The sequence below is a fragment of the Microbacterium sp. NPDC008134 genome, from assembly GCF_042957055.1.
GTDB lineage: Bacteria > Actinomycetota > Actinomycetes > Actinomycetales > Microbacteriaceae > Microbacterium.
In genome coordinates this window covers 1,126,198-1,148,426 of sequence record NZ_JBIBHO010000001.1, presented here as the reverse complement: position 1 = coordinate 1,148,426, position 22,229 = coordinate 1,126,198, and the positions used below count along the sequence as shown (strand labels likewise).

Annotated in this window: 26 protein-coding genes; 12 read left to right on the top strand and 14 right to left on the bottom strand. The window is 68.8% G+C overall.

The genetic code is table 11. The annotated features are described in order from the left end of the window. Window positions 1-9 precede the first annotated feature (9 nt). Entirely contained in the window at window positions 10-780 is a 771-nt protein-coding gene (locus tag ACFY9N_RS05360; protein ID WP_391477283.1) for an SDR family NAD(P)-dependent oxidoreductase, read from the top strand. Window positions 781-801: 21 nt separating this feature from the next. On the opposite strand, the gene ACFY9N_RS05355 is transcribed toward ACFY9N_RS05360, so the two are convergent. Then, window positions 802-2,853: an ABC transporter ATP-binding protein gene (locus ACFY9N_RS05355; RefSeq protein WP_391478456.1), complete on the bottom strand. Its 2,052-nt coding sequence runs from the start codon at window positions 2,851-2,853 to the stop codon at window positions 802-804. Window positions 2,854-3,016: 163 nt separating this feature from the next. Between ACFY9N_RS05355 and ACFY9N_RS05350 the strand changes: the two genes are divergently transcribed. Continuing rightward, window positions 3,017-4,495 (top strand): MDR family MFS transporter, encoded by a 1,479-nt coding sequence (locus tag ACFY9N_RS05350; RefSeq protein WP_391477282.1) that lies wholly within the window; start codon window positions 3,017-3,019, stop codon window positions 4,493-4,495. A 23-nt stretch (window positions 4,496-4,518) separates the two neighbouring features. Here ACFY9N_RS05350 and ACFY9N_RS05345 read toward each other — a convergent pair whose 3' ends face one another. Then, window positions 4,519-4,665 (bottom strand): hypothetical protein, encoded by a 147-nt coding sequence (locus tag ACFY9N_RS05345; RefSeq protein WP_391477281.1) that lies wholly within the window; start codon window positions 4,663-4,665, stop codon window positions 4,519-4,521. 110 nt (window positions 4,666-4,775) lie between these two features. Between ACFY9N_RS05345 and ACFY9N_RS05340 the strand changes: the two genes are divergently transcribed. Continuing rightward, a complete protein-coding gene (locus ACFY9N_RS05340) occupies window positions 4,776-5,381 on the top strand; it encodes a carboxymuconolactone decarboxylase family protein (protein WP_391477280.1) in 606 nt (201 codons plus the stop codon). Window positions 5,382-5,403: 22 nt separating this feature from the next. Further along, entirely contained in the window at window positions 5,404-5,994 is a 591-nt protein-coding gene (locus ACFY9N_RS05335) for a 1-acyl-sn-glycerol-3-phosphate acyltransferase (protein WP_391477279.1), read from the top strand. A 4-nt stretch (window positions 5,995-5,998) separates the two neighbouring features. Here the strand turns inward: ACFY9N_RS05335 and ACFY9N_RS05330 are convergent, their stop codons facing one another. After that, window positions 5,999-6,205: a hypothetical protein gene (locus tag ACFY9N_RS05330; protein WP_391477278.1), complete on the bottom strand. Its 207-nt coding sequence runs from the start codon at window positions 6,203-6,205 to the stop codon at window positions 5,999-6,001. Window positions 6,206-6,271: 66 nt separating this feature from the next. Between ACFY9N_RS05330 and ACFY9N_RS05325 the strand changes: the two genes are divergently transcribed. Next, window positions 6,272-6,796, top strand: coding sequence for a DUF6328 family protein (locus ACFY9N_RS05325; RefSeq protein WP_391477277.1), 525 nt, complete (start codon window positions 6,272-6,274; stop codon window positions 6,794-6,796). 57 nt (window positions 6,797-6,853) lie between these two features. Here ACFY9N_RS05325 and ACFY9N_RS05320 read toward each other — a convergent pair whose 3' ends face one another. Further along, window positions 6,854-7,408 (bottom strand): Dps family protein, encoded by a 555-nt coding sequence (locus ACFY9N_RS05320; RefSeq protein ID WP_391477276.1) that lies wholly within the window; start codon window positions 7,406-7,408, stop codon window positions 6,854-6,856. A 183-nt stretch (window positions 7,409-7,591) separates the two neighbouring features. Here ACFY9N_RS05320 and ACFY9N_RS05315 point away from each other — a divergent pair, with 183 nt between their 5' ends. From ACFY9N_RS05315 to ACFY9N_RS05305, 3 genes are all read left to right on the top strand, one after another. Continuing rightward, window positions 7,592-8,005, top strand: coding sequence for a GNAT family N-acetyltransferase (locus ACFY9N_RS05315; RefSeq protein ID WP_391478455.1), 414 nt, complete (start codon window positions 7,592-7,594; stop codon window positions 8,003-8,005). A gap of 109 nt (window positions 8,006-8,114) precedes the next feature. Beyond that, window positions 8,115-8,414, top strand: coding sequence for a Fe-S cluster assembly protein HesB (locus ACFY9N_RS05310; protein WP_391477275.1), 300 nt, complete (start codon window positions 8,115-8,117; stop codon window positions 8,412-8,414). Window positions 8,415-8,524: 110 nt separating this feature from the next. Further along, on the top strand, window positions 8,525-8,869 hold the full coding sequence (locus ACFY9N_RS05305; RefSeq protein ID WP_391477274.1) for a LysR family transcriptional regulator: 345 nt from the start codon (window positions 8,525-8,527) through the stop codon (window positions 8,867-8,869). A 3-nt stretch (window positions 8,870-8,872) separates the two neighbouring features. On the opposite strand, the gene ACFY9N_RS05300 is transcribed toward ACFY9N_RS05305, so the two are convergent. Both ACFY9N_RS05300 and ACFY9N_RS05295 read right to left on the bottom strand, forming a co-directional pair. Continuing rightward, a complete protein-coding gene (locus ACFY9N_RS05300) occupies window positions 8,873-10,537 on the bottom strand; it encodes an ABC-F family ATP-binding cassette domain-containing protein (protein ID WP_391477273.1) in 1,665 nt (554 codons plus the stop codon). 25 nt (window positions 10,538-10,562) lie between these two features. Further along, window positions 10,563-11,216, bottom strand: coding sequence for an alpha/beta fold hydrolase (locus ACFY9N_RS05295; protein WP_391477272.1), 654 nt, complete (start codon window positions 11,214-11,216; stop codon window positions 10,563-10,565). Window positions 11,217-11,321: 105 nt separating this feature from the next. On the opposite strand from ACFY9N_RS05295, the gene ACFY9N_RS05290 reads away from it, so the two are divergent. After that, a complete protein-coding gene (locus tag ACFY9N_RS05290) occupies window positions 11,322-11,597 on the top strand; it encodes a hypothetical protein (protein ID WP_391477271.1) in 276 nt (91 codons plus the stop codon). A gap of 18 nt (window positions 11,598-11,615) precedes the next feature. On the opposite strand, the gene ACFY9N_RS05285 is transcribed toward ACFY9N_RS05290, so the two are convergent. Both ACFY9N_RS05285 and ACFY9N_RS05280 read right to left on the bottom strand, forming a co-directional pair. Then, complete coding sequence (locus tag ACFY9N_RS05285) at window positions 11,616-12,692, bottom strand: DUF4241 domain-containing protein (RefSeq protein WP_391477270.1); 1,077 nt, start codon at window positions 12,690-12,692, stop codon at window positions 11,616-11,618. Between the two features lie 27 nt (window positions 12,693-12,719). Beyond that, on the bottom strand, window positions 12,720-14,480 hold the full coding sequence (locus tag ACFY9N_RS05280) for a GNAT family N-acetyltransferase (RefSeq protein WP_391477269.1): 1,761 nt from the start codon (window positions 14,478-14,480) through the stop codon (window positions 12,720-12,722). An 82-nt stretch (window positions 14,481-14,562) separates the two neighbouring features. On the opposite strand from ACFY9N_RS05280, the gene ACFY9N_RS05275 reads away from it, so the two are divergent. Further along, on the top strand, window positions 14,563-15,342 hold the full coding sequence (locus ACFY9N_RS05275) for an alpha/beta fold hydrolase (protein ID WP_391477268.1): 780 nt from the start codon (window positions 14,563-14,565) through the stop codon (window positions 15,340-15,342). A 71-nt stretch (window positions 15,343-15,413) separates the two neighbouring features. On the opposite strand, the gene ACFY9N_RS05270 is transcribed toward ACFY9N_RS05275, so the two are convergent. From ACFY9N_RS05270 to ACFY9N_RS05250, 5 genes are all read right to left on the bottom strand, one after another. Next, window positions 15,414-15,944, bottom strand: coding sequence for a VOC family protein (locus ACFY9N_RS05270; RefSeq protein ID WP_391477266.1), 531 nt, complete (start codon window positions 15,942-15,944; stop codon window positions 15,414-15,416). An 81-nt stretch (window positions 15,945-16,025) separates the two neighbouring features. Beyond that, complete coding sequence (locus ACFY9N_RS05265) at window positions 16,026-16,442, bottom strand: helix-turn-helix domain-containing protein (RefSeq protein ID WP_391477265.1); 417 nt, start codon at window positions 16,440-16,442, stop codon at window positions 16,026-16,028. A 312-nt stretch (window positions 16,443-16,754) separates the two neighbouring features. After that, on the bottom strand, window positions 16,755-17,828 hold the full coding sequence (gene ychF, locus ACFY9N_RS05260) for a redox-regulated ATPase YchF (RefSeq protein ID WP_391477264.1): 1,074 nt from the start codon (window positions 17,826-17,828) through the stop codon (window positions 16,755-16,757). A gap of 40 nt (window positions 17,829-17,868) precedes the next feature. Next, window positions 17,869-19,134, bottom strand: coding sequence for an alpha/beta fold hydrolase (locus ACFY9N_RS05255; protein ID WP_391477263.1), 1,266 nt, complete (start codon window positions 19,132-19,134; stop codon window positions 17,869-17,871). 2 nt (window positions 19,135-19,136) lie between these two features. Further along, window positions 19,137-19,874 carry a class I SAM-dependent methyltransferase gene (locus ACFY9N_RS05250; RefSeq protein ID WP_391477262.1) on the bottom strand — a complete coding sequence of 246 codons (738 nt, stop codon included), beginning with the start codon at window positions 19,872-19,874 and terminating at the stop codon, window positions 19,137-19,139. Between the two features lie 59 nt (window positions 19,875-19,933). On the opposite strand from ACFY9N_RS05250, the gene ACFY9N_RS05245 reads away from it, so the two are divergent. Next, complete coding sequence (locus ACFY9N_RS05245; RefSeq protein WP_391477261.1) at window positions 19,934-20,527, top strand: 3'-5' exonuclease; 594 nt, start codon at window positions 19,934-19,936, stop codon at window positions 20,525-20,527. A gap of 47 nt (window positions 20,528-20,574) precedes the next feature. Then, window positions 20,575-21,858, top strand: a complete 1,284-nt coding sequence (locus ACFY9N_RS05240) for a DNA recombination protein RmuC (RefSeq protein WP_391477260.1) — start codon at window positions 20,575-20,577, stop codon at window positions 21,856-21,858. Here ACFY9N_RS05240 and ACFY9N_RS05235 read toward each other — a convergent pair. Beyond that, the gene (locus ACFY9N_RS05235) at window positions 21,839-22,126 is read right to left on the bottom strand and encodes a hypothetical protein (RefSeq protein WP_391477259.1); all 288 of its coding nucleotides are present in this window, start codon (window positions 22,124-22,126) and stop codon (window positions 21,839-21,841) included. The two genes, ACFY9N_RS05240 and ACFY9N_RS05235, sit on opposite strands and share 20 nt — an antisense overlap. Between the last annotated feature and the right edge of the window lie 103 nt (window positions 22,127-22,229).

Sequence of the window (22,229 nt, the reverse complement as noted above, 5' to 3'; positions counted from 1 at the left end):
CGGAGACCCATGACCTACCTCGACAGCCTGTTCTCGCTGACCGGACGGACGGCGCTCGTCACCGGCGGCAGTTCCGGGATCGGACGCGGTATCGCGACCGCCCTCGCCGGAGCGGGAGCTTCCACCGTCATCGTCGCGCGCGGTGCCGAGCGCATCGCCGAGACCGTCGGCGCACTGCGCGACGCCGGGGGAACCGCGGACGGCGTCGTCGGCGACCTCAGCACCCGCGCCGGTATCCATGCCGTCGCCGAGGACGCGGTGCGCCCGTTCGGCGAGCCCGACATCGTGGTGCACTCGGCCGGGATCAACATCCGCCCGCCCTTCGTCGAGATCACCGAGGACGACTGGGACGCGACGATGACCGTCAACGCGCTCGCGCCGTTCCTTCTCGGCCAGCGCTTCGCACCCGGAATGGTGGAGCGCGGGTACGGGCGCCTCATCCACATCAGTTCGCAGCAGGCGCACCGGGCCTTCGCCACGAGCGGCATCTACGGAGCGTCGAAGGGCGCGGTCGAATCCCTCATGCGCTCCGAGGCCGAAGCCTGGGGTGGAACCGGAGTCACGAGCAACACGCTCGTTCCCGGTTTCGTGCTGACCCCGCTCAACGCTCGGCTGCAGCAGGACCCGCAGGCCGTCGCCGGCCTCGCCGCGCGCACGATGATCGGGCGGAACGGTCTTCCCGAGGACTTCGCGGGTGCCGCTGTGTTCCTCGCCGGCGCCGGCTCGGCCTACGTGACCGGGCACTCGCTGTTCGTCGACGGAGGCCTGTCGGCGCACTGATCGCGACCGGATCGCGGTCGCTCAGTTCTGGGTCGGGTAGATCCGACGGTCGGTCTCCGCGTCGAGCAACGGAACGGATGCCGTCAACGTCTCGACCGCGTCCGCCGACACGGAGTCGTCGGGAGCGCGATCGGCGCGGCGATCGCTCAGCGCGGTGGCCATGCCGCCGGTGACGGTCTTCTCGACGGCCGCCTCGGTCGCGAGGACACGGGAGGCGGCGACCTGCTGAGCCGCGAGCTCGGCGTAGAGCCCGTCCTGGGCGAGCAGCTCGGAGTGTGTGCCGGACTCGACGATGCGGCCCGCTTCGAGCACGTGGATCACGTCGGCACCCATCACCGTCGAGAGCCGATGCGCGATCGAGATGGTCGTGCGCCCCTTGGCCGCCTCGTCGAGCGCCTCCTGGACGACGCGCTCCGATACCGTGTCGAGAGCCGATGTCGCCTCGTCGAGCAGGAGCACGGGCGGGTCCTTGAGCAGCACGCGCGCGATGGCGATGCGCTGCTTCTCGCCGCCGGAGAGGCGATACCCGCGCTCGCCCACGACGGTGTCGTAGCCATCCTCGAAGCCCGCGATGATGTGGTGGATGTTCGCCGCCGTCGTCGCTTCGATCAGTTCGGCCTCGCTCGCGTCGGGCTTGGCGTACAGCAGATTCTCGCGGATGCTCGCGTGGAAGAGGTAGGTCTCCTGCGACACGATGCCCACGTCGTCGATGATCGATTCCTGTGTGAGTGTGCGCACATCGGCACCGGCGAAGAGCACCGCTCCCCCGCGAGCTTCGTAGAGGCGCGGGGCGAGATAGAGCACCGTCGTCTTCCCCGCCCCGGACGGTCCGACGAACGCGACGTGCTGTCCCGGCTCAGCGACGAACGACACGCCGTCGAGCGTGGGGCGCGCGTCATCGGTCGCGTCGGGATAGCGGAAGACGACCTCGCGGAACTCGACGCGACCACGCGGTCCGGGAGCCTCCGTGACCGGAATCGCGTCGGGGGCGTCCTCGATCTCCGGCACCAGGTCGAGGTACTCGAAGATGCGGGCGAACAGCGCCGACGAGGTCTGCAGATCGAGCGAGACGCGCATCAGCCCCATCAGCGGCTGCAGCAGCCGCGCCTGCACCGTGGTGAAGGCGACGATCGTTCCGGCCGTGATGGCGCCGGTGCCGCCCGCGATGAGATACCCGGCGACGAGATAGATGATCGCGGGAACGCTCGCCATGATGACCTGCACGACCGCGAAGAAGCCCTGTCCGCTCATCGCCCGGCGCACCTGCAGATGCACCTGGTTGCGGTTCTCGGCCTGGTAGCGCGACGATTCCGCCCGCTGCCGGTTGAACGCCTTCGACAGCAGCATGCCCGAGACGCTCAGCGTCTCCTGCGTGATCGAGGTGAGCTCCGAGAGGGACTCCTGCGTCTCGCCGGCGATGCGCGCCCGCACCTGCCCGACGCGGCGCTGCACGATGATGAGGAACGGCATGAGGATGATCGCGATGAGCGTCAGTCGCCAGTCGATCAGGATCATCGCGACGAGCGAGGCGATCACGGTGACCGCATTGCCCAGGATGCTGGTGACGGTGTTCGTCAACACACCCGAGACGCCGCCGACGTCGTTCTGCAGGCGGGACTGGATCACGCCGGTCTTGGTGCGGGTGAAGAACCCCAGCTCCATCGCCTGGAGGTGCTCGAACAGGCGTACCCGCAGATCGCCGGTGACACTGTTGCCGACCGTCGCGGTGAGCCAGGTCTGCCCGACGCCGAGCGCCGCGGACCCGAGGAACAGTCCGATCATGGCGACCACGAGCCACACCAGGAGATCGAGGTTCGGTCCGCCGCCGTCGACGGGGAAGAGGGCGTCGTCGAACACGCGTTGAACGATCAGCGGCGGGATCACGGCGACGCCGGCGCCCAGCACGACGAGGATGCCCGTCACGACGATCCGCCACTTGTAGGGGCGGAAGAGCGTGACGACCCGGGCGCCGAGTCCGCTGATCCGCGGGGCCTCGGCGTTCAACCGGCGCTGGGCCTCTTCGTCGACACCGCGGAAACCTCCGGGGTGCCGCCCGCCCATTCCGCCGCCCATGCTCATGACGTCAGCGTAGCCAGCGGTGCGGACATCCGGGGCCGCGGCATCCGCCCTCGGCAGATATATCGCCGACGCGGAATGAAATGTCCGACCCTGAGGTTACGCTGAATGACCTTGGCGCTCTCGCGCACCTCTTCCCTTCCTGTGCCCTGGAGGCCGTATGTCTGCCGTCGACACCGGGTCGATTCCGACCACCGCTCCCGCCGACGGGGCGATCGCTCGCTCCGACATGCGCGTGATCTGGCTGCTTCTCGTCGCCGCGTTCGTGGCGATCCTCAACGAGACCACGATGGGGATCGCGATCCCCCACCTCAACACCGACCTCGGCATCCCGCCCGAGCTCGGTCAGTGGCTCACGAGCGCCTTCATGCTCACCATGGCCGTGGTCATCCCGACGACAGGGTTCATCCTGCAGCGCTTCACGACGCGTCAGGTGTTCATCGCCGCGATGATCTCGTTCTCGCTCGGCACGCTGGTGTCGCTGATCGCGCCCGGTTTCGCCGTGCTGCTCATCGGCCGTGTGATCCAGGCCGTCGGAACCGGAATCATGATGCCGCTGCTCATGACGACGATCATGAACGTCGTGCCCCCGCAGTCCCGCGGTCGGATGATGGGTCGTGTCGGCATGGTCATCTCGCTCGCCCCCGCGACCGGCCCGGTGCTCGCCGGCGCCGTGCTCGAGGCGTTCAACTGGCGCGCACTTTTCGCCATCATCCTCCCGATCGCGCTGATCGCCCTCGGTATGGGCATCCGCTGGATGACGAACCTCGGCGAGACCCGCCGCATGCCGCTCGACATCGTCTCGATCCCGCTCGCCGCACTGGGCTTCGGCGGAATCGTGTTCGGCATCAGCCAGCTCGGCGGCGAAGGCGCCGGCGCCGGCGCGACCGCCGGCATCGTCGCGCTCGTCGTCGGCGTCGTGTCGCTCGCGCTCTTCGTCTGGCGTCAGCTCGTGCTCCAGCGCGTCGACGACGCCCTGCTCGACCTCCGCGTCTTCCGCTCCACGAACTTCACCTTCTCGGTGATCATCATGTCGATCCTCGCCCTGTCGATGTTCGGCACGCTCACGCTGCTTCCGCAGTACCTGCAGAACGTGGTCGGCCTCGAGTCGTTCTACGCGGGCCTCATCCTGCTGCCGGGATCGGTCATGATGGGTCTGCTCGGCCCGATCATGGGCCGCATCTACGACGCACGCGGCACCCGTCCCCTGCTCATCCCGGGCACGATCCTGGTCTCGGCGTCGCTGTTCTTCTACTCGACCGTCAGCGAGCACACCGAGTGGTGGGTGCTCGTGATCGTGCAGGCCGTGATGTCGGTCGGTCTCGCGATGTCGTTCACGCCGCTCTTCTCGGCATCGCTCGGTTCACTGCAGCGCTCGCTCTACTCGCACGGCTCGGCGGTGCTCAACACCATGCAGCAGGTGGCGGGTGCGGCCGGAGTCGCGGTTCTGCTCGTGACGTACTCCGCGATCCTGCACGCGGGTGAGGACGAGGGCCTGTCGACCGCGCTGGCGGGTGCGCCCGGCGCACGTATGGCGTTCCTGATCGCGGCGATCATCTCGCTCGCGGCCGTGGCGCTGAGCCCGTTCGTGCGGAAGCCGGCCGACGACGTCGGCGGAGAGTTCCACGGCGGTCACTGACGCCGATCGGCGGCGTCCGGCGCTTATCTCCTCTTCGGAGCGGGGAAGTGGCAGACGCCGCCGCTGCAGAGGCCCGCGGCATCCCCGTCGAGAAGGTTGAGGGTTCCGGGCAGAGGCGCGAGCCCGAGGGCTGCGTCCTGCTCGGTGGCGTCTCCCTGCTGATCGGTCATCCCTCGATCGTACGCCTGTCCTGAGCTGTCGGCGTCGATCCGGGTGTTGTGGCACGCCCGCGCGGCGTAACGTTCGCTGGGAACCCGAGCGTCGACGCGAAGGAGCAGCGATGATCATCACTCCCCCGGATGCGGCATCCGTCGACGGGCACGCCGCCGAGATGTACGCCGACGACATCTCCGACGACGGGTTCGTCTACGCCCATACGCAGGCCATGGCGATGAATCCCGAAGCGCACGCCGCATTCGAGGACCTCATCGATGCGATCGTTCCGTCCATCGGGGTGCGCGTGTACGAAGCGGCGACCCTCGGTGCCGCCCGCGCGATCGGTTCGACGCACTGCCTTCTCGCGCACGGCCGTCGGGCCCTCGCGGTCGGAGTGCTCGACGAGAACGGGCTTGCGGCGTTCAGCGCTCACGACGATCGCGGGTTCGGGCCGGCCGAGCAGGCGGTCGTGCGCTTCTCGGCGCGTCTGTCGACCACCTCGAGGGCGATGACGGATGCCGATTCGCAGGAGCTGCGCGATCTCGGCTTCAGCGATCGACAGATCGTCGACATCGCGCTCGCGGCCTCGCTCCGCAATTACTTCAGTCGAGCGCTGCAGGCGCTCGCGGTGCCCGTCGATGCGGTGCCGGGACTCCCGCCGGGCACGGCCGCCGCTCTCATCCGTCTCGCGGGCGATTCCGAGGAACCCTCGCCGCCAGCGGACCGATAGCCGTGCCCCGTACGGTGGAGACATGATCACGCGTTCGATAGCCCGCCTCTTCTGGGCCCTCAGCCGTTGGACGCTCGTCGGGAACGACGCCGTCCCCACCCGACCGACGATCCTCATCGGAGCACCCCACACCTCGAATTGGGACTTCGTCCTCATGCTGGCGATCTCCTGGCGGCTCGGGATCGAGGTGCACTGGCTCGGTAAGAAGAGCCTCTTCCGCGGCTGGCGCGGTCCGATCATGCGACGTCTCGGCGGTGTACCCGTCGACCGCGAGAACCCCGGACGAGTCGTCGCCGACGTCGTCAGCCAAGTGCACGCGGGCGAGGTCTTCGGCCTTGTGATCACTCCGGACGGCACCCGCGGCGGCAACGACTTCTGGAAATCCGGCTTCTACCGCATCGCGACCGAGACCGGGATGCCGCTGACGCTCGGCTTCGTGGATCGCACGACAATGACGACGGGTCTCGGCCCGACCATCGAGGTCACGGGCGACGTACGCGCGGACATGGACCGCATCCGCGCGTTCTACGCCGACAAGGCGGGCGTGCGCCCCGAGCGACGCACCGAACCGCGGCTGCGCGAGGAGCAGGCATCCGGTTCGGCCATCGGCTGAGCGCTCACTCGTCGGATGCCTCGACCTCGGCACGCGCGTACTCGAGGTCATCGTCCGAAAGCGTTTCCTGCATGCCGACCACGGCGCCGGTGACGTCGCGGATCTCCTCGCGCACCTCCTCCGTCAGGTGCGGGAGGTCTCCGTCGAGGAGGCTGCGACGGGCCTCGGTCGAGAGATGCGGCCACCAGTCGCGGATCGGGGGAAGGGTCATGCTGTCATTCTCCCTCCCACGTCAAGCGTCTGGACACGGATCTGAAGCGGCGGACAGACTGAACTCATGAGCCGTGACGATGCGTCCGCAGCCGAGTTCGACGACCGCGCCGACGGCCGGGACGAGACCCCGAACGAGCGGGCCGACCGCAATTGGGACGAGCTTCTGCAGGAGCTCCGGGTGATGCAGACCGGCACGCAGATCCTGACGGGTTTCCTGCTGGCCGTCGCCTTCCAGCCGCGCTTCACCGACATGGACGAGCTTCAACGCGACCTGTATGTCGTGCTGGTGGCGCTGGCCGCGATCGCGACGATCCTCGCCCTCGCCCCGGTCGGGATGCACCGCGCCTTCTTCGGTCGGCGGCGCAAGCCCGAACTCGTGCACATCGCCGCGCGCATCGCGAAGATCGATCTCATCGTCATCGGCGCGCTGACGATCGGAGTCACGACCCTCATCGTCGACTTCACCGTGAATCGCACCGCCGGACTCATCGCGCTCGGTGCCGCACTGGTGGCGGTCACCGCGCTCTGGATCGTCTTGCCTCGCGTCATCCGCAGCGCAGTGCGGCCGGGAGGCAGCCCGAAGGACTGACCCGGCCGCACCCCAGCGCGCCGCTCCCCTGACGCGCGGCCGTGCGGGTCACTCCCTTCAGCGCCCCGCAGGCTCTCGATTCTCCGCACTCACCATCCAGGCGAACTGCTCGAGGCGTTCGATGATGGCGTGGAGAAGATCTGCCGAGGTCGGATCCTCGTCGTCGACGGCATCGTGCACGTCACGCAACGTGCCCACTGTCACCTCGAGACGTTCGGTGATGAGGTCGACCGTCTCAGTGGTCGACACCTCACCCGCCGGGAACTCGGGAAGCGACGTGGTCGACGCGATCGTGGCGCTGCGACCGTCCGGCACGGCGTGCAGCGCACGCATCCGCTCGGCGATCGTGTCGCTGAACGTGCGGGCGTCGTCGATGATCTCGTCGAGCTGACGGTGCATGTCGCGGAAGTTGCGTCCGACGACGTTCCAGTGCGCCTGCTTGCCCTGCAGCGAGAGTTCCACCAGATCGACGAGGACCGACTGAAGGTTCGCGGCCAGCGTCGGCGAGGCCGTGAAGCCCTGCTCCGCGTTCTGCGGACGCGTGGTCTTCGCACCGCGCTTACTCGTGCCGGCCTTCTTCGCGGCCGTCGTGGATGTGCTCTTGCTTGCCATGTTCTGACCTCCTGACCGCGACGGTATCGATATCGAGCGGCCTTTCCGAGGGGGTTGACACTCTGCGCCGCCACCACCGAACGTGGGCGGGTGACTGCATCAGAAACCACACACCAGAACGATCGGCGCGCCGCCTCGCGGATCGATATCGCGCCCGTGCGAGAGGAGGACGCCGGTGAGGTGATGACGATCCAGCGCGCCGCGTTCGTCTCCGAGGCACAGATTTACGGCAGCGCGGACATGCCGCCGCTCACCCAGACCCTCGACGAGGTGCGGGCGGAGCTCGCCACCGGCACCGGATTCGCCGCGCGGATCGACGGACGCCTGGTGGGCGCGATCCGCTATCGGGAGAGCGATGAGCTCCTGCTGATCGGGCGGATCGCGATCGCCCCCGACATGCAGGGAGAGGGCATCGGTCGAGCGCTCCTGGATGCCGCCGAGCAGGCGTCGACCGCACCGCAGGCCGAACTCTTCACCGGCAGCCTCAGCGAGGCGAACCTCCGGTTGTACGAGGCGTGCGGGTACGAGGAGAGCGAGCGGATCCCTCAGGGTGACGGCACGGATCAGGTCTTCCTGCGAAAGCTGTTGCGCAGGTGAGAGGTTCCTCCGAACCGGCGCGTCGGGCTTGAAAGCCTCGTCGTGGTTCGGAATCGTGGCCCGGACACGTCGCGGTACCGCGGCGTTCCCCAACCGGAAGGAGAGTCTCGTGCTCACCCTCACCGACAACGCCTCCGCCATCGTCACCACGCTCGTGAGTCGACAGAGCGAGGCTCCGGATGCCGGTCTGCGCATCCACTCCACCGAGGCCCAGGGCCCGACCGGCGAGTCCCGGCTCGCCGTGCTGGTGACCACCGATCCCGAACCGCAGGACCAGGTGGTCGAGATCTCGGGCACCCGCCTCTTCCTCGACGAGACGGCCGCAGTCGCGCTCGACGACAAGATCCTCGATGCGGGCGTCGACGACGAAGGGGCCGTGTCGTTCGCGGTCCTGCCCCAGGTCGCCTGAGTCCAGACTTCGGATGCCGCGGCTCGCCAGAGCCGCGGCATCCGCTGCGTCCGACCGATCCCGTAGGTTGAGAGGAGAGCCGCGATCGCCGCGGACCCGAAAGCCTCCCCATGAAGATCGCCCTCCTGCGCCGCTACGTCGTCCTCGCCGAGTCCCTGCACTTCCCGCGCGCTGCGAAGGAGCTCGGCATCCCGCTCGCCTCGCTCTACACGTCGCTCGACAAGCTCGAGGCAGAGGTGGGGCACACACTGATCAACCGCGAGGGCACGCCGCGACTCACGAGCGTCGGCGAGCTGTTCCTCGTCGAGGCGCGGGCCGCCGTCGCGGCCGCTCCCCCGCCCGCGCCGAAGAACGTCGCGCCCGCAGGAGGCAAGGCCAAGGCGTCGAAGGGGAAAGGCCGGGCTCCCATCGTGAAGGGCCAGCCCAAGCCGTACAAGAAGCGCCAGGGACGCTGATGCTCAGAGCTCGGTGACCCGGCCGTCGGTGACGTTCCACCGACGGTTGGTCTCGACCGCGTCGAGCATCCGCCGATCGTGCGTGACGAGCATTAGCGTGCCCGTGTACGACTCGAGAGCCTGCTCGAGCTGCTCGATCGCCGGGAGATCGAGGTGGTTCGTCGGCTCATCCAGCACGAGCAGATTGACGCCGCGGGCCTGCAGCAGCGCGAGAGCCGCGCGGGTGCGCTCCCCCGGTGACAGACCGTCGACGGGACGCGTGACGTGGTCTGCTCTGAGCCCGAACTTGGCCAGCAGTGTTCGCACGTCGGCGGACGCCATCTCGGGCGCGAGGAGCTCGAAGGCCTCGGCGAGCGCGGCATCTCCGACGAGCAGGGAGCGCGCCTGATCGATCTCACCGATCTGCACGCTGGTACCGAGACTCGCGCTCCCCTCGTCGGGGGCGCGGGTGCCGAGAAGGGTACGCAGCAGCGTCGACTTGCCCGCGCCGTTCGGCCCGGTGATCCCGATGCGGTCGCCGGCGTCGACCTGCAGGTTCACCGGTCCGAGCGTGAATCCGCCCTGCCGAACGACCACACCGCTCAGTGTCGACACGACCGTGCTGGAGCGCGGGGCGGAGCCGATCGTGAACTCGAGCTTCCACTCCTTGCGCGGTTCCTCGACCTCGTCGAGGCGCGCGATGCGGCTCTCCATCTGGCGCACCTTCTGCGCCTGCTTCTCGCTCGACTCCATCGACGCCTTGCGCTTGATCTTGTCGTTGTCGGGAGACTTCTTCATCGCGTTGCGCACGCCCTGGCTCGACCACTCGCGCTGCGTGCGCGCGCGAGCGACCAGATCGGCCTTCTTCTCGGCGTACTCGTCGTACTGCTCACGCATATGCCGTTTGACCGTCGCGCGCTCCTCGATGAAAGAGTCGTACCCGCCGCCGTAGAGACGATGCGTCCCCTGCGCGAGGTCGAGTTCGAGCACCTTGGTCACGCTGCGTGCGAGGAACTCACGGTCGTGGCTGACGAGGACCGCGCCGCCGCGGAGCCCGCGCACGAACGCCTCCAGCCGGTCGAGACCGTCGAGGTCGAGGTCGTTGGTGGGCTCGTCGAGCAGCACGATGTCGAATCGCGAGAGCAACAGCGCCGCCAGCCCGACGCGGGCCGCCTGGCCGCCCGAGAGTGAGGTCATCATCGCGTCGGGAGTCAGCGCACCGCCGCTCGACCATCCGAGGTCTGCGAGGACGGACGGCACCCGCTCGTCGAGGTCGGCGGCACCGGACGCGAGCCAGCGCTCGAGCGCGGTGGAGTACGCGTCGGCCGGATCGACGCCGGGCTGTGCGAGCGAGGGGTCGCCCAGAGCCTCGGCCGCAGCATCCATCTGGCGTGTCGCCTCTGCGCACCCCGTGCGGCGCGCGATGTACTCCGCGACGGTCTCACCTTCGACACGTTCGTGCTCCTGCGGCAACCAGCCCACGAAGGCATCGGCGGGAGCGAGTGCGACGCTTCCCTCGATCGGTGCGTTCGCCCCGGCGAGCAACCGCAGGAGCGTCGACTTGCCGGCACCGTTCGCGCCGACGAGACCGATGACGTCGCCCGGCGCGACCGTCAGATCGACGCCGTCGAAGAGGATGCGGTGGCCGTAGCCGCCGGAGAGGTTCTGGGCGACGAGGGTGGCGGTCATCAGACCATCCTCTCAGCCCGGGCGGTCAGTCCCAGTCGAGGTAGTCCTCGATCGCCCACGACGTCGCCCCCATGTGGGTGAACGGGAAGAGGTATCCGCCGCCGTCCACGCCCACCACGCTGACGCGGTCGGGAGCTGCGGCCTGCAGCTTCTCACCGTTCGCGAGCGGGGAGATCGGATCCTCGGTCCCCTGCACGACGAGCACGGGAACGCCCTCGGCGAGCGGGGCGGGAGCCTCCCATGCGGCAGCCTGCAGTGCATCGACCTCGGCGTCACGCGCGGGGGCGGGGATCGCGTCGAGCGCTTCGGCCGACGGGCCGGTCTCGTCGACGCCGAGCAGCAGCACACCGTTGACGCGATCGTGGTGGTCGAGCGCGACGACGCGCGCGACTGCGCCGCCGAACGCGTGACCGCCGACCCAGGCATCCGAGATCGAGAGGTGCGCCATGACATCGACGACGTCCTGCGCGAGATCGTGCATCGTGACCGCGTCGCCCGAAGGACGACGAGAACCGATGCTCACGACACGGAAGTCCTCCTCCGACACCGAATGAGACAGAAGCTCGAGATACGTGACGTTCAGACCGTGCCCGGCGATCAGGATCAGTGCGGGGCCTTCACCTTCCACGGTGAAAGGGATCGCGCGTCCAGCGGGTTCGAAGATCTGAATGTCAGCCATAGTGCGGCAGTCTCCTTTGGTGAGGTGGGCCTTACCCAGCGTATCTGCCCGTCAGCCGACGTGCGAAGTCGGGCACTGCGTTCGCAGCCGTCGTAGGCTGGTCGGATGCTCGCCGCTCTCATCCGTCCCGTCGAATCCCACACCGTCGAGGTCGCCGGCATCTCGCTCGACGAGGTCTACAGCCAGATCGAGAGTCACGCACCGGACGGGTTCGACCTCGTGTCGGCTCCCGTGCGCATGCTCAAGGGCGCGCAGGGCATCGAGGCCACCGCGCGGTTCGACCGCCGCGACGGCGTCCGCCAGATCGAGGCCGACGACATGGCCGCGCTCGAGGCGCAGATTCCCGAGGGCTGGCAGATGCTCTCGGTCTGGTCGAGCTGACTGTGTTCACGGGGCTGCTCAGAGAGTGGTGAGCACGCCGTCGTCGTCCTGGTCGACGAGCATCATGAAGTCCACGACCAACTGGACGATCATGCCCTCGGCATCCACTCCCCAGTAGACGGGGTAACTGCCGTCGCCGTACCCGGAGTCGACCGCGATCCCGACCTCCTCGGCGCCCAGCGAGATCTCGATCGCCGTGGGGCTCTCCGCGGCGATGAACCGGTCGAACGCTGCCGCCTTCGCACGCCGTGAGACGGATGCGTACGCCGGGTAGTCGACGATGCAGACGCACCCGGCATCCACTCCGATGACGTGGCCGCTGCCCGGAATCGACGCCGGATGCCACGCCACGGGGTCCCGGTCGGAGAAGAGTACTCGAACCGCGGCGTTGCGGCCGAAGGCCGTGACGCGTTCCACGACGTACGTTCCGGGCGAGACCGTGCGAGCGAGAGGTCGTGCGTCGTCGTTGTCGTATCCGAAGTCCAGCACCGACAGCACACCGGACCCCGTGCGGAGGGTCCCGATCCGCGACACCCGCGCCTCGTCCGTCTCGCCGTCTCGCGGGCGTGTGACGACGCGGTCGGTGAACATGCGTCGCTCATCCAGCTGCGCCTGAGCCTCCGGCATCTCGTCGAAGGGCGCGTCGGGACCACACTCGGCGACGCGCTTTCGCATGTGCTCCGGGTCCTCGAACGGCTCAGTGGGGTCGCCGTAGTGGTCGGCGATCGCAGCGATCCGCCACTGGCCTGCCTGCTCCCGAAGCATGTACTCATGGAAGCTCTTCAGCGGCAACGTCGTCTGCGTCAGAACGTAGAAGACGTCATCGACCTGCTCCGAGCGGACGAACTTCTCCACGTCGGGGCCGTACACGGATGGCCGGCTGAACGATCCGGCGAGGTTCACGCCGGTGTCGTCGGTGAAGTGCTCTCGCGTGGTCTCGACCATCAAATCGCGCCAGAGGTCGAACGCCCGGCGGGGCTCGTCGGGGTTGCGGTCCTCGAAGGCGGGAGCGGCGATCCGCCACTGCGCCTCGAACTCGGCCATGAACTTCTGCACCCGCTCTTCGGCGGGATGCGATGCGGTGGGCTCAGACACGGTGCCACCCTAGCCGCGCTGCGTCATTCACAGCGCCCGCTTCATCCCGACGTGCGCGGTCTCGTACCCGTGCCGGGTGTAGAAGGCTCGCGTCCGGTCCCGCGCGTCGTCGGTGGTGACCTGCGACAGCCGCGCCCCGCGCACCCGCCCGAACTCGTGCGCCCATTCGAGCATCGCCGCCCCCAGCCCCTGGGACCTGGCGCCGGCCGCGACGCGCAGGCCCTCGATCTGCAGCCGGGTCGAACCGCCGCGGGAGAGGCCGGGGATCACGGTCAACTGCATCGTCGCGACCGGACGGTCGTCGCTGTCGCGAACGACCCCGAGGTAGTTGGAGCCGTCGCGCGCGACCGCACCGAAGGCCGCCTCGTAGCGCTCGAGTTCGACCCCCTCCCGATCCGGGCCGAAATCGTCGTCGAACAGCAGCGCGGCGATGGCCTCGATGTCGTCACGGTTCGCCCTCTCGAGCCGGAAGGTCCGTCCGGCGACGTGCAGTCGCCCGCGCACGGACGACCGCGCATCCGCCTGCAGCCGGGCGACGAGCAGGTCGAGCCATCCACCGACGTTCGCGCGCGCCTCCACGGTGTCGGGGTAACGGCACCTCAGGTGCAGTCCCGACTCGTCCAGGATGAACCACAGCATCACGCCGTCGGTGTCGGTCGCCGCACTCACGTACTGCGCGTCGAGCCCGACCGAGTCGATGCGTACGGGAAGCCTGCGCAGATCCAGCCAGGAGATCGCGAACATCCCGGGCGCGACCGGCATACCTCCCCAGGGTGCGAGTACGTCGGCGAGCGGCCATGTGCCGAGCTGCACCGCCTCCTTCACCGCAGCCGCCGCGGCCTTCGGCTCGTCGACATCCGACTCGAGCACGGAGTTCGTGATGAACCAGCCGACCGAGTCGTGCCAGTTATCGTCGAATCGGCTGTGCACGGGGAAGACGGCGCGGAGCGGAGCATCCGCCAGTTCACTGGTCACCGCGGTCATCGCGACCACGGCGCGCGCGAGCGTCGACACGCCGTCGTCGCGGGCCTGCGCGGCGAACGCCGCGGCGTCGTCGACATCGAACACGTCACGCACCTCCACGCGCTCACGATGCGGCTCGGGCGTGCCGAGCGACAACGGGAACTGCGGCATCACACCGCCGCTGCCGTCGATGATGTCCTCCCACCGCCGACGCACGTTGTCGGGGGCGGCATCCCGATCCAACAGCGCCTGCGTGTGTTCGACGAATGCCGGCGCCGGGATCGGCCGCGCTCCGGCGTGCCGCGTGTCGAGCGCGGCCAGCAGGTCGCGCGCGAGCACGAGCATCGACCACATGTCGACGTGCGCGTGGTCGGCGGCGATCACGATCGTGAATCCTGCCGCCGTCTCCAGCACGCACAGACGGTGGGACGGATGCCGGTACGGCGAACACGCGTCATCGAGCACGTCCCGCAGAGCATCGTTGACGGCCTGCCCGGGCGCGATCTCGTGCTCGACCCACTCCCCGGGGCCGACCTCGATCTCGTGGAGCAGGGGTTCGCCGTCCGCACCGGGCGTGAACGCCGTCCGCAGTGTGCCGTGCCGGCCGATCACGGCCAGCCAGGCCTCCGCGATCGACTCGCGAGGGATCGGCGCGGGGAGGCGGAAGGACAGCGCCATCCACGAGCCCCGTCGATCGCCCGCCCCGACGTGGAGGCGCTGGTCGAAAGACACCGGCAGGCGACGGCCAGGCGCGGACGCCGTGACGGCGTATCCCCAGAGCCGTCCGAACGGGAGACGGAGGTGCGTCACATTGGTCAGGCGCATGCGTAGCACCATATCGCCCCCGGATAACCTGAAGATCACACCGACCGCCCAGCCGATGCGGTCGTCACGAGCGAGGAGCCTGATGCATACATTCGCGGTCCCCGGAGCCGAGTTGGCCGTCGCCATGAGCGATGAAGGCGGACAGCCGGTCGTCCAGTTGCACGGGCTCACCGCGAGCCGAGAGCGCGACCGAGGACTCGAGCTCGACCTCGGCCGAGGTCTCAGCGGAACGCGGCTGTTGCGCTACGACGCACGTGGCCATGGCCGATCGTCCGGTCAGAAAGTTCCGGAGGACTATCGCTGGCAGAACCTCGCCGACGACCTTCTGAGACTGCTCGACCACTGGTTCCCCGACGAGCGCGTGCACGGCGTCGGCCCGTCCATGGGCACCGCGACACTGTTGCACGCGGCGACGATCGATCCGGACCGCTTCACGGGACTCACACTCATGGCGCCGCCGACGGCGTGGGACACCCGCCCCGCGCAGGCGGCCAACTACCGAGCGGCGGCCGATCTCATCGACACCGAGGGCATGGAGGCATACCTCGCGAGCACGCGCGGCGCTGCGCCTTCCCCCGAAGCCGAGGCCGTACCCGACCCCGGGCCCGATGTCACCGGGGAACTCCTGCCCTCGGTCCTGCGGGGCGCGGCGCTCAGCGACCTCCCCGCGCGGGAAACCGTCGCACGCATCGAGGTGCCGACGACGATCCTGGCGTGGACGAACGACCCCGGGCATCCGCTGTCGACGGCGGAAGCACTCGTCGCCCTGCTCCCGAACGCGACCCTGACGGTTGCGGGCACGCCGGGAGACATCGAGACCTGGCCCGAGGCGCTGAGGCGGGATCTCGACCGTCGGACCTGACCCGCTTGACGGCGATCCCGGGTGTCGCACGTCGCATATCGCGCACGTCCTCGACAGCGACGAGGCGCTTCTCAGGCCTCCGGGTCGCGCAGTGCGGTCATCGCCTCGAGCAACGTGTCGTGGATGTATGCGAGCTCGGGCGACACCTCGCCCCATCCGGCCTCACCCACCTCGACATCCCACTCGCTCTCCCCGTCAGCCGCGTCCCAGACCACCTCACCGTGCTGCCAGATCCACCAGAGGTTCGCACTGGAATCCTGCACACGCGCGAACCGCGTGCCGAAGAAATCTGTAGCCTTCGTGACGAGACGGCCCCCGCGCGCGAGAGCGCGCTCGAGCACGGCATCGAGATCGTCGACGTAGACCTGGAGCAGGCTCGGAGTGAACGGCCAGCCCGGCTTGCGCTCGGCGAGCATGATGGTGGTCGTGCCCACCCGCACCTCTGCCTGCAGGAGAAGCCCGTCGTCATCGACGGTGCGCGCCTCGGTACGCTCCTCTCCGCCGAGGACCTCGATCACGAAGCGAGTCAGCTCCTCGGCTCCTGTCGTGATGATGAACGGGTTGACGGTCGCGTAGCCCTCGGGGGCGGCAGGTGCGGACATCATCTGCTCCTCTGCTGGTGATGGATGCGATGCCCTCAGTCCATCACCGGGTGACGCGCCCCGTCTTGAACATTTCCGCCATCATCGACCTGACAGCACCTGGGCCGGCGTCTGGCCGTGAAAGGCATGCAGCGAGCGAGTCAGATGAGCCTGGTCGGCGAAACCGCAGCGCGCCGCGCATTCGATCGGCCGCACACCCTGCAGCAGCAGCGCGTACGCTTCACGCGCACGCGACAGCTGATCGATCTGCTTGCGGGTGAGGCCTGTCACGTCGCGGACCCGGCGCTGACGGTGCCTTTCCGAGTAGCCCGCGTCATCGCCGGCGAGCATCCGCCTGACTTCGTCGTCGTCGCGCAACACGTCGAGTTCGAGGAGCCGATCGGTGAAGCTCTCGAGGTCCTCGGACTCCGGGAACGGCAGCGAATGCTGTGCGATCGTGATCTTCCCCGCTTCGACCACGAGGGACTGGTCGCCACCACGCAGGAGCTGCTTGCTCACTCCGGGAACGATGACGTGAGCTTTCAGCTGGATGCCCCAGCTGTGCTCGCCCACCTTCGAGCGGATCCAGCGGTGTCCGAGGGTGGGACCCGTCAGGCCGGCGAATGTCGCTCCGCCCGGCTCGCGGGTGAACCAGAGATCCCAGTACTCGACCGCCGAGACGAGGTAGCGCTCATCTCGCGTCGCCCGCGCCTGCCACACGCACTCCAGCACGGACGAGTCGGGGTGACGTTCTTCGTACATGCATTCCGTTCACGCCGGAGACCTGCGAAGACGATGGAGACGCTGCGAGTCTATGAGCCGCCGGAGCGCTCAGTTGTTGAAGCGGAACTCCACCACGTCGCCGTCCTTCATGACGTAGTCCTTGCCCTCGAGGCGGGCCTTGCCCTTGGCACGGGCTTCGACGACCGAACCGGTCTCGACGAGGTCTTCGAACGAGACGATCTCGGCCTTGATGAAGCCCTTCTCGAAGTCGGTGTGGATGACGCCGGCTGCCTGCGGGGCCTTGGCGCCCTGCGGGATCGTCCAGGCGCGTGCTTCCTTCGGACCCGCGGTGAGGTAGGTCTGCAGGCCGAGGGTGGCGAAGCCGATGCGAGCGAGCTGGTCGAGGCCCGACTCGTCCTGACCGGTCGCTGCGAGCAGCTCGGCGGCATCCTCGGGATCGAGGTCGATGAGCTCGGACTCGATCTTCGCGTCGAGGAAGATCGCCTGGGCCGGAGCGACGAGCGCGGCGAGCTCCGCCTTGCGCGCGTCATCGGTGAGTACGGCCTCGTCGACGTTGAAGACGAAGATGACGGGCTTCACGGTGAGGAGGCCGAGTTCCCGGATCGGCTCGAGGTCGAGGCCGCTGATCGAGAGCAGCTGACCGCGCTCCAGGGCATCCTTCGCCGCGTTGGCCGCGTCGAGGACCGACGGGTCGATCTTCTTGCCGCGCACCTCCTTCTCGTACCGCGTGATCGCCTTCTCGACGGTCTGGAGGTCGGCGAGCATGAGCTCGGCGTTGATCGTCTCCATGTCGGATGCCGGGTTCACCGCACCGTCGACGTGCACGACGTCGTCGTCGGCGAACCCGCGGACGACCTGCGCGATCGCGTCGGCCTCGCGGATGTTCGCGAGGAACTGGTTGCCCAACCCCTCCCCCTCGCTGGCACCGCGCACGATGCCGGCGATGTCGACGAACGACACCGCAGCGGGGAGGATGCGCTCGCTGCCGAAGATCTGCGCGAGCTTGTCGAGCCTCGGATCCGGCAGGTTCACGACACCGACGTTGGGCTCGATCGTCGCGAACGGGTAGTTCGCCGCGAGCACGTCGTTCTTGGTCAGAGCGTTGAAGAGGGTGGACTTGCCGACGTTGGGCAGGCCGACGATTCCGATAGTGAGAGCCACGGGCAACGAGTCTACCCGGAGCGGCCGCCGCCACCCGCGATCACGCGGGGCAGTTGCCCTTCGGCGTCCCGGATTCGAGTTCCGCCAGCCACAACAGCAGCGCGGGCACCGAGGCGTAGGCCGCGAAGCCGTGATCGACGCCCGGGAAGCGGTGGAACGACACGTTGGTCTTCTGCGCGCACAGTCGCGCGACGTACTCTTCCGTGGCTGAAGGGATGACGAGTTCGTCGGCTTCGCCTTGCCCGACGAACACGGGCACGGTGATCGGTGAAGCGCCGGCGCTGTTCTCGCGCAGCATCGTCCGCCAGGGTTCGGTCGTGGCCGGATCGCTCGTGACGTATCCGCCGACGAGCGGATCGGCGATCGCGTGGATCTGCTCGTTCTGAGCGAGCAGACACAGCTCGGCCATCTTCGGCGTCGCCGTCGCCCCCGCCGGAGTGAGGATCGCCGAGATCGCCTCCTCGCCGAATCGATCCTCGTATGCCGCGGTGTAGGCCGGGATCGCGTACGAGGCGATGGTCACGCCCGAGATGTCTACGATGTCGTCGCTCATGAGCGCGCTCAGGTCGGCTGCCGGGGCGGCGACGGCGACACCCTCGAGCGTGAGCTCAGGCGCGTAGTCCGCGGCGCGCTCGGCGGCGAAGAGCACCGCTTGCCCGCCCTGCGAATGCCCCCAGAGCACGAACCGATCGCCGATCTGCGCCTCGTCGATACCCCGCGCTGCGCGCACGCTGTCGAGCACGGCATTGGATTCGGGCACACCCAGCAGGTACGACGACCCACCCGCCACGCCGAGGCCCGGGTAGTCGGTCGCCGCGATCGCATATCCCTCGGCGAGCAGCTCGTGCATCCCCTCCATGAGCTGGAACGGGTCCAGGCCGAGCGAGGGCGCGCACCGCGTCGCGGCTCCGGTGGTCGGATGCCCCCACGCCACGATGGGGCGCCCGTCGAGTGGTGCAGGCGAGTTCGGAACGATCACGATGCCCGAGACGGGGATGTCCTCCCCCGCGAGATCGCGCGAGTGGTAGATGACGCGCCAGGCCGTCGACCCGGCGGGCGCGCTCGCGATCGACTCGCGGCGGATGATCGCGCCCGCCTGGCCTGTCGGCACAGGTGACGGCAGTGCGTAGAACGCGGGATCGCTGGCGAGCTCCGCTTCGCCCTCGGCATAGCGGCGGATGCCGTCGGCGACGAGCAGCGCGACCACCACGGACAGCACCGTGAGAACCGTGACCGTGCGGCGGTGTCGGCGCGCCCATCCGCCTCGGGCGCTCCCGCTCCCCTCGTCGACGGCGGGCTCGGTCATGACTAGCCGCGACGCGCGCGGAACGCCTTCGTGACGTAGGGGAGATCGATGACCCCATCGGCGAACTCCAGCGAGTCGAAGAGCGCGTCCATCTCTTGATGGATGCGATCCCGCTCCTCGGCCGAGGCGGTGATCACGGCGCTGCGCGACGAGGCCATGCGGTGCAACTGTTCACGCGTCATCGGCCGCGACCATTCCCAGACCTCGGTCTCGAGCGGCCCGAAGGGCGCGGTCACCACAGGATCTCCGGCGGCGAGCGCCTCTTCCGCCGCGCTGCGGTGCATGATGCGGCTGAGGTCGCCGACCCACCCGACCCGCTTGTCGCGGATGTTCCAGATCAGTCCGAGGACTCCACCCGCGCGCACGACACGCCCTATCTCGTCGGAAGCCCGAGCGGGATCGACCCAGTGCCAGGCCTGGCCGAGAACGACGGCATCGAGGCTGTCGTCCGGAAGCGGAAGGGACTCGGCTGTGCCGAGGAAGGTGGGCACTGCCGCGACGTTCTCACGGAGCGCAGCGAGCATGGCGGGGTCGGGATCGATCGCGACGATCTGCGCCCCCGGTGCCTCGACGAGGGCCCGGGTGAGCTTGCCCGTTCCGGCCCCGACATCGGCGATGCGCCGGGCTCCGGGCGACAGGATCTCGAGCATCCACGCCACCGCGTCGAAGGGGTACTCGGGTCGCCCCGCCTCGTAGTCCTGCGCCTGCGCGCCGAACGACGTCGCTCTGCTGTCCGCCATGTCGTCAGCATACGGCGCGCCGCCCGCGGCGAACAGGACGCCCGGGCGAGAGTGGATGCGTGCCCCTGGACTTCACCGCGATCGACTTCGAGACAGCGAACTCCAGCCCCGCCTCCGCGTGCTCCGTCGGGCTCGTGCGGGTGCGCGGCGGCGAAGTCGTGGCGCAGGCCGGATGGCTGATCCAGCCTCCGCCCGGACACGACGAGTTCCAGGAATGGAACGTCCGTATCCACGGCATCCAGCCCGAAGACGTCCTCACGGCGGCCACGTGGACCGAGCAGTTCGATCGTCTGTGCGATTTCGCCGGGTCCGATGTGCTCGTCGCCCACAACGCCGGCTTCGATCTCAATGTGCTCCGTCGAGCGTCCGAGGCGACCGGGGGCACCTGCCCGCCGTACCGCTCGCTCTGCAGTCTGCAGGTCGCGCGCAAGACCTACCAGCTCGACTCCTACCGTCTCCCGAAGGCGGCAGCGGCGGCGGGATTCGCCGAGTTCTCGCATCACGACGCACTGGCGGATGCTCGGGCCTGCGCGCAGATCGTGATCGACGCCGCACGCCGCGCAGCGGCCTCCGACGTCGAGATGCTCGCCGAGGTCCTGGGACTTCGCCTCGGCGGCGCGCCGGTCGCCCGCGAGGAGCGCGCGGTCGCCTGATCGGGACGCCTCCCGAGAATGTCGGTGGCCGGGGGCATCATGAGCACATGGATGCTCTCCTGATGGTTCTCCTCGTCGTCGCCGCGCTGTGCGCCGGAGCGGCTGTGGGATGGTTCCTGCGCGCCGGTCGCGGAGCCGCCGAGTTCGCTCGGGTGCAGGCCGAACTCGCCGCGGCCCGCGATGACCGTGATCGCCAGTACGACCTCTACCGCGATGCCGTCGAGCACGCGCGCGTCGAGCAACGTGCGGAGGCGCAGCGGGTGCAGCAGCAGAACGCCGTGCTCACCGCCCTCGCCCCAGTGCGCGAGAGTCTGCAGCAGATGCAGCAGAAGGTCGCGACGATCGAGCAGGAGCGCCACGCACAGTTCGGTTCGCTCGCGGAGCAGTTACGGCGAGCACAGGAGTCCGATGAGGCGCTGCGGACGACCACCGAGTCGCTCGCCGGCGCCCTGCGCTCGACCGCGACGCGCGGCGTCTGGGGTGAGACGCAGCTTCGGCGGGTCGTCGAGGCCGCAGGCCTCACACGGCACGTCGACTTCGACCTGCAGGTGAACATCTCATCGGATCACGGGCAGGGCCGCCCCGACATGGTCATCCGCCTCGCTGGCGGCGCCTCCATCGCGGTCGACGCGAAGGTGCCGCTCGACGCGTATCTCGAGGCGTCGGCGCTCCCCGTCGGCGACGCGCACGAGACCCAGCGCCGCGCGCACATGCAGAAGCACGTCAAGGCGGTGCGCGCACACGTCGATGCTCTCGCGAAGAAGGCGTACTGGGCCGGACTCGAATCGAGCCCCGAGTTCGTGATCTGCTTCCTTCCCAGCGAATCCCTCCTCGCCGCCGCGATCGACGAGGATCCGACGCTCCTCGACTACGCGTTCGGTCGACGCGTGGCGCTCGCCTCCCCGGTCAACCTCTGGGCCGTCCTGAAGACCGTGGCGTACACCTGGACGCAGCAGGAGGTCTCGACCGAGGCCCGCACGCTTCTGAACCTCGGCACGCAGCTGTACGACCGCCTCGGTACTCTCGCCGGGCACGCCGACGACCTCCGTCGCGCACTGGAGCGCACGGTCGACAGCTACAACCGCTTCGCCGGCTCACTCGAGACCCGCGTCCTCGTGACAGCGCGTCAGTTCCCCGGCATCGACGCGACCACCCTCGACGCGCAGCCGGCGAGCATCACCGCGAACGCACGCCGATTCACGGCGTCCGAACTCGTCGAGGCGCCAGAGCCTGAAGCGGTCGAGGCGCCGGAGCGCGAAGAGAAGGTTCAGGCCGAGATCGGTGCGGTGCGCGACCGGATCGACGCCCCGATCACACCGGAACGCCGCTGAGCAGGATGATGACGAGTCCGCTCGTCGCGAGGAAGGCCCCGATCATCCACCAGGCGCTCATCTCCTGACCTTCGGCGCGGCGCTTGCGGAAGAGCACGTCGGCACGACGAGCCGGGTCGACGACCGGCTGAGCGGCGGGAACGGCAGGAGTGGCCGCCGCGATACTGCCCTCGGCATCCGATGCGCTCACACGCAGGATGCGTCCGGTGTTCGTGGTGACGATCTTCGTCGGTGCAGCCTTCGAGCTGCGTGTCTGCGGCGTGGTCATGTGTTCGCCCTCCTGTGCCTGCGGTGCCGAACGGCTCCGTCCTCGGCGACAAACCCAGGCTCAAGTCTGACACGACCCGCGCCGAATCGCAGGATCGTGAGTG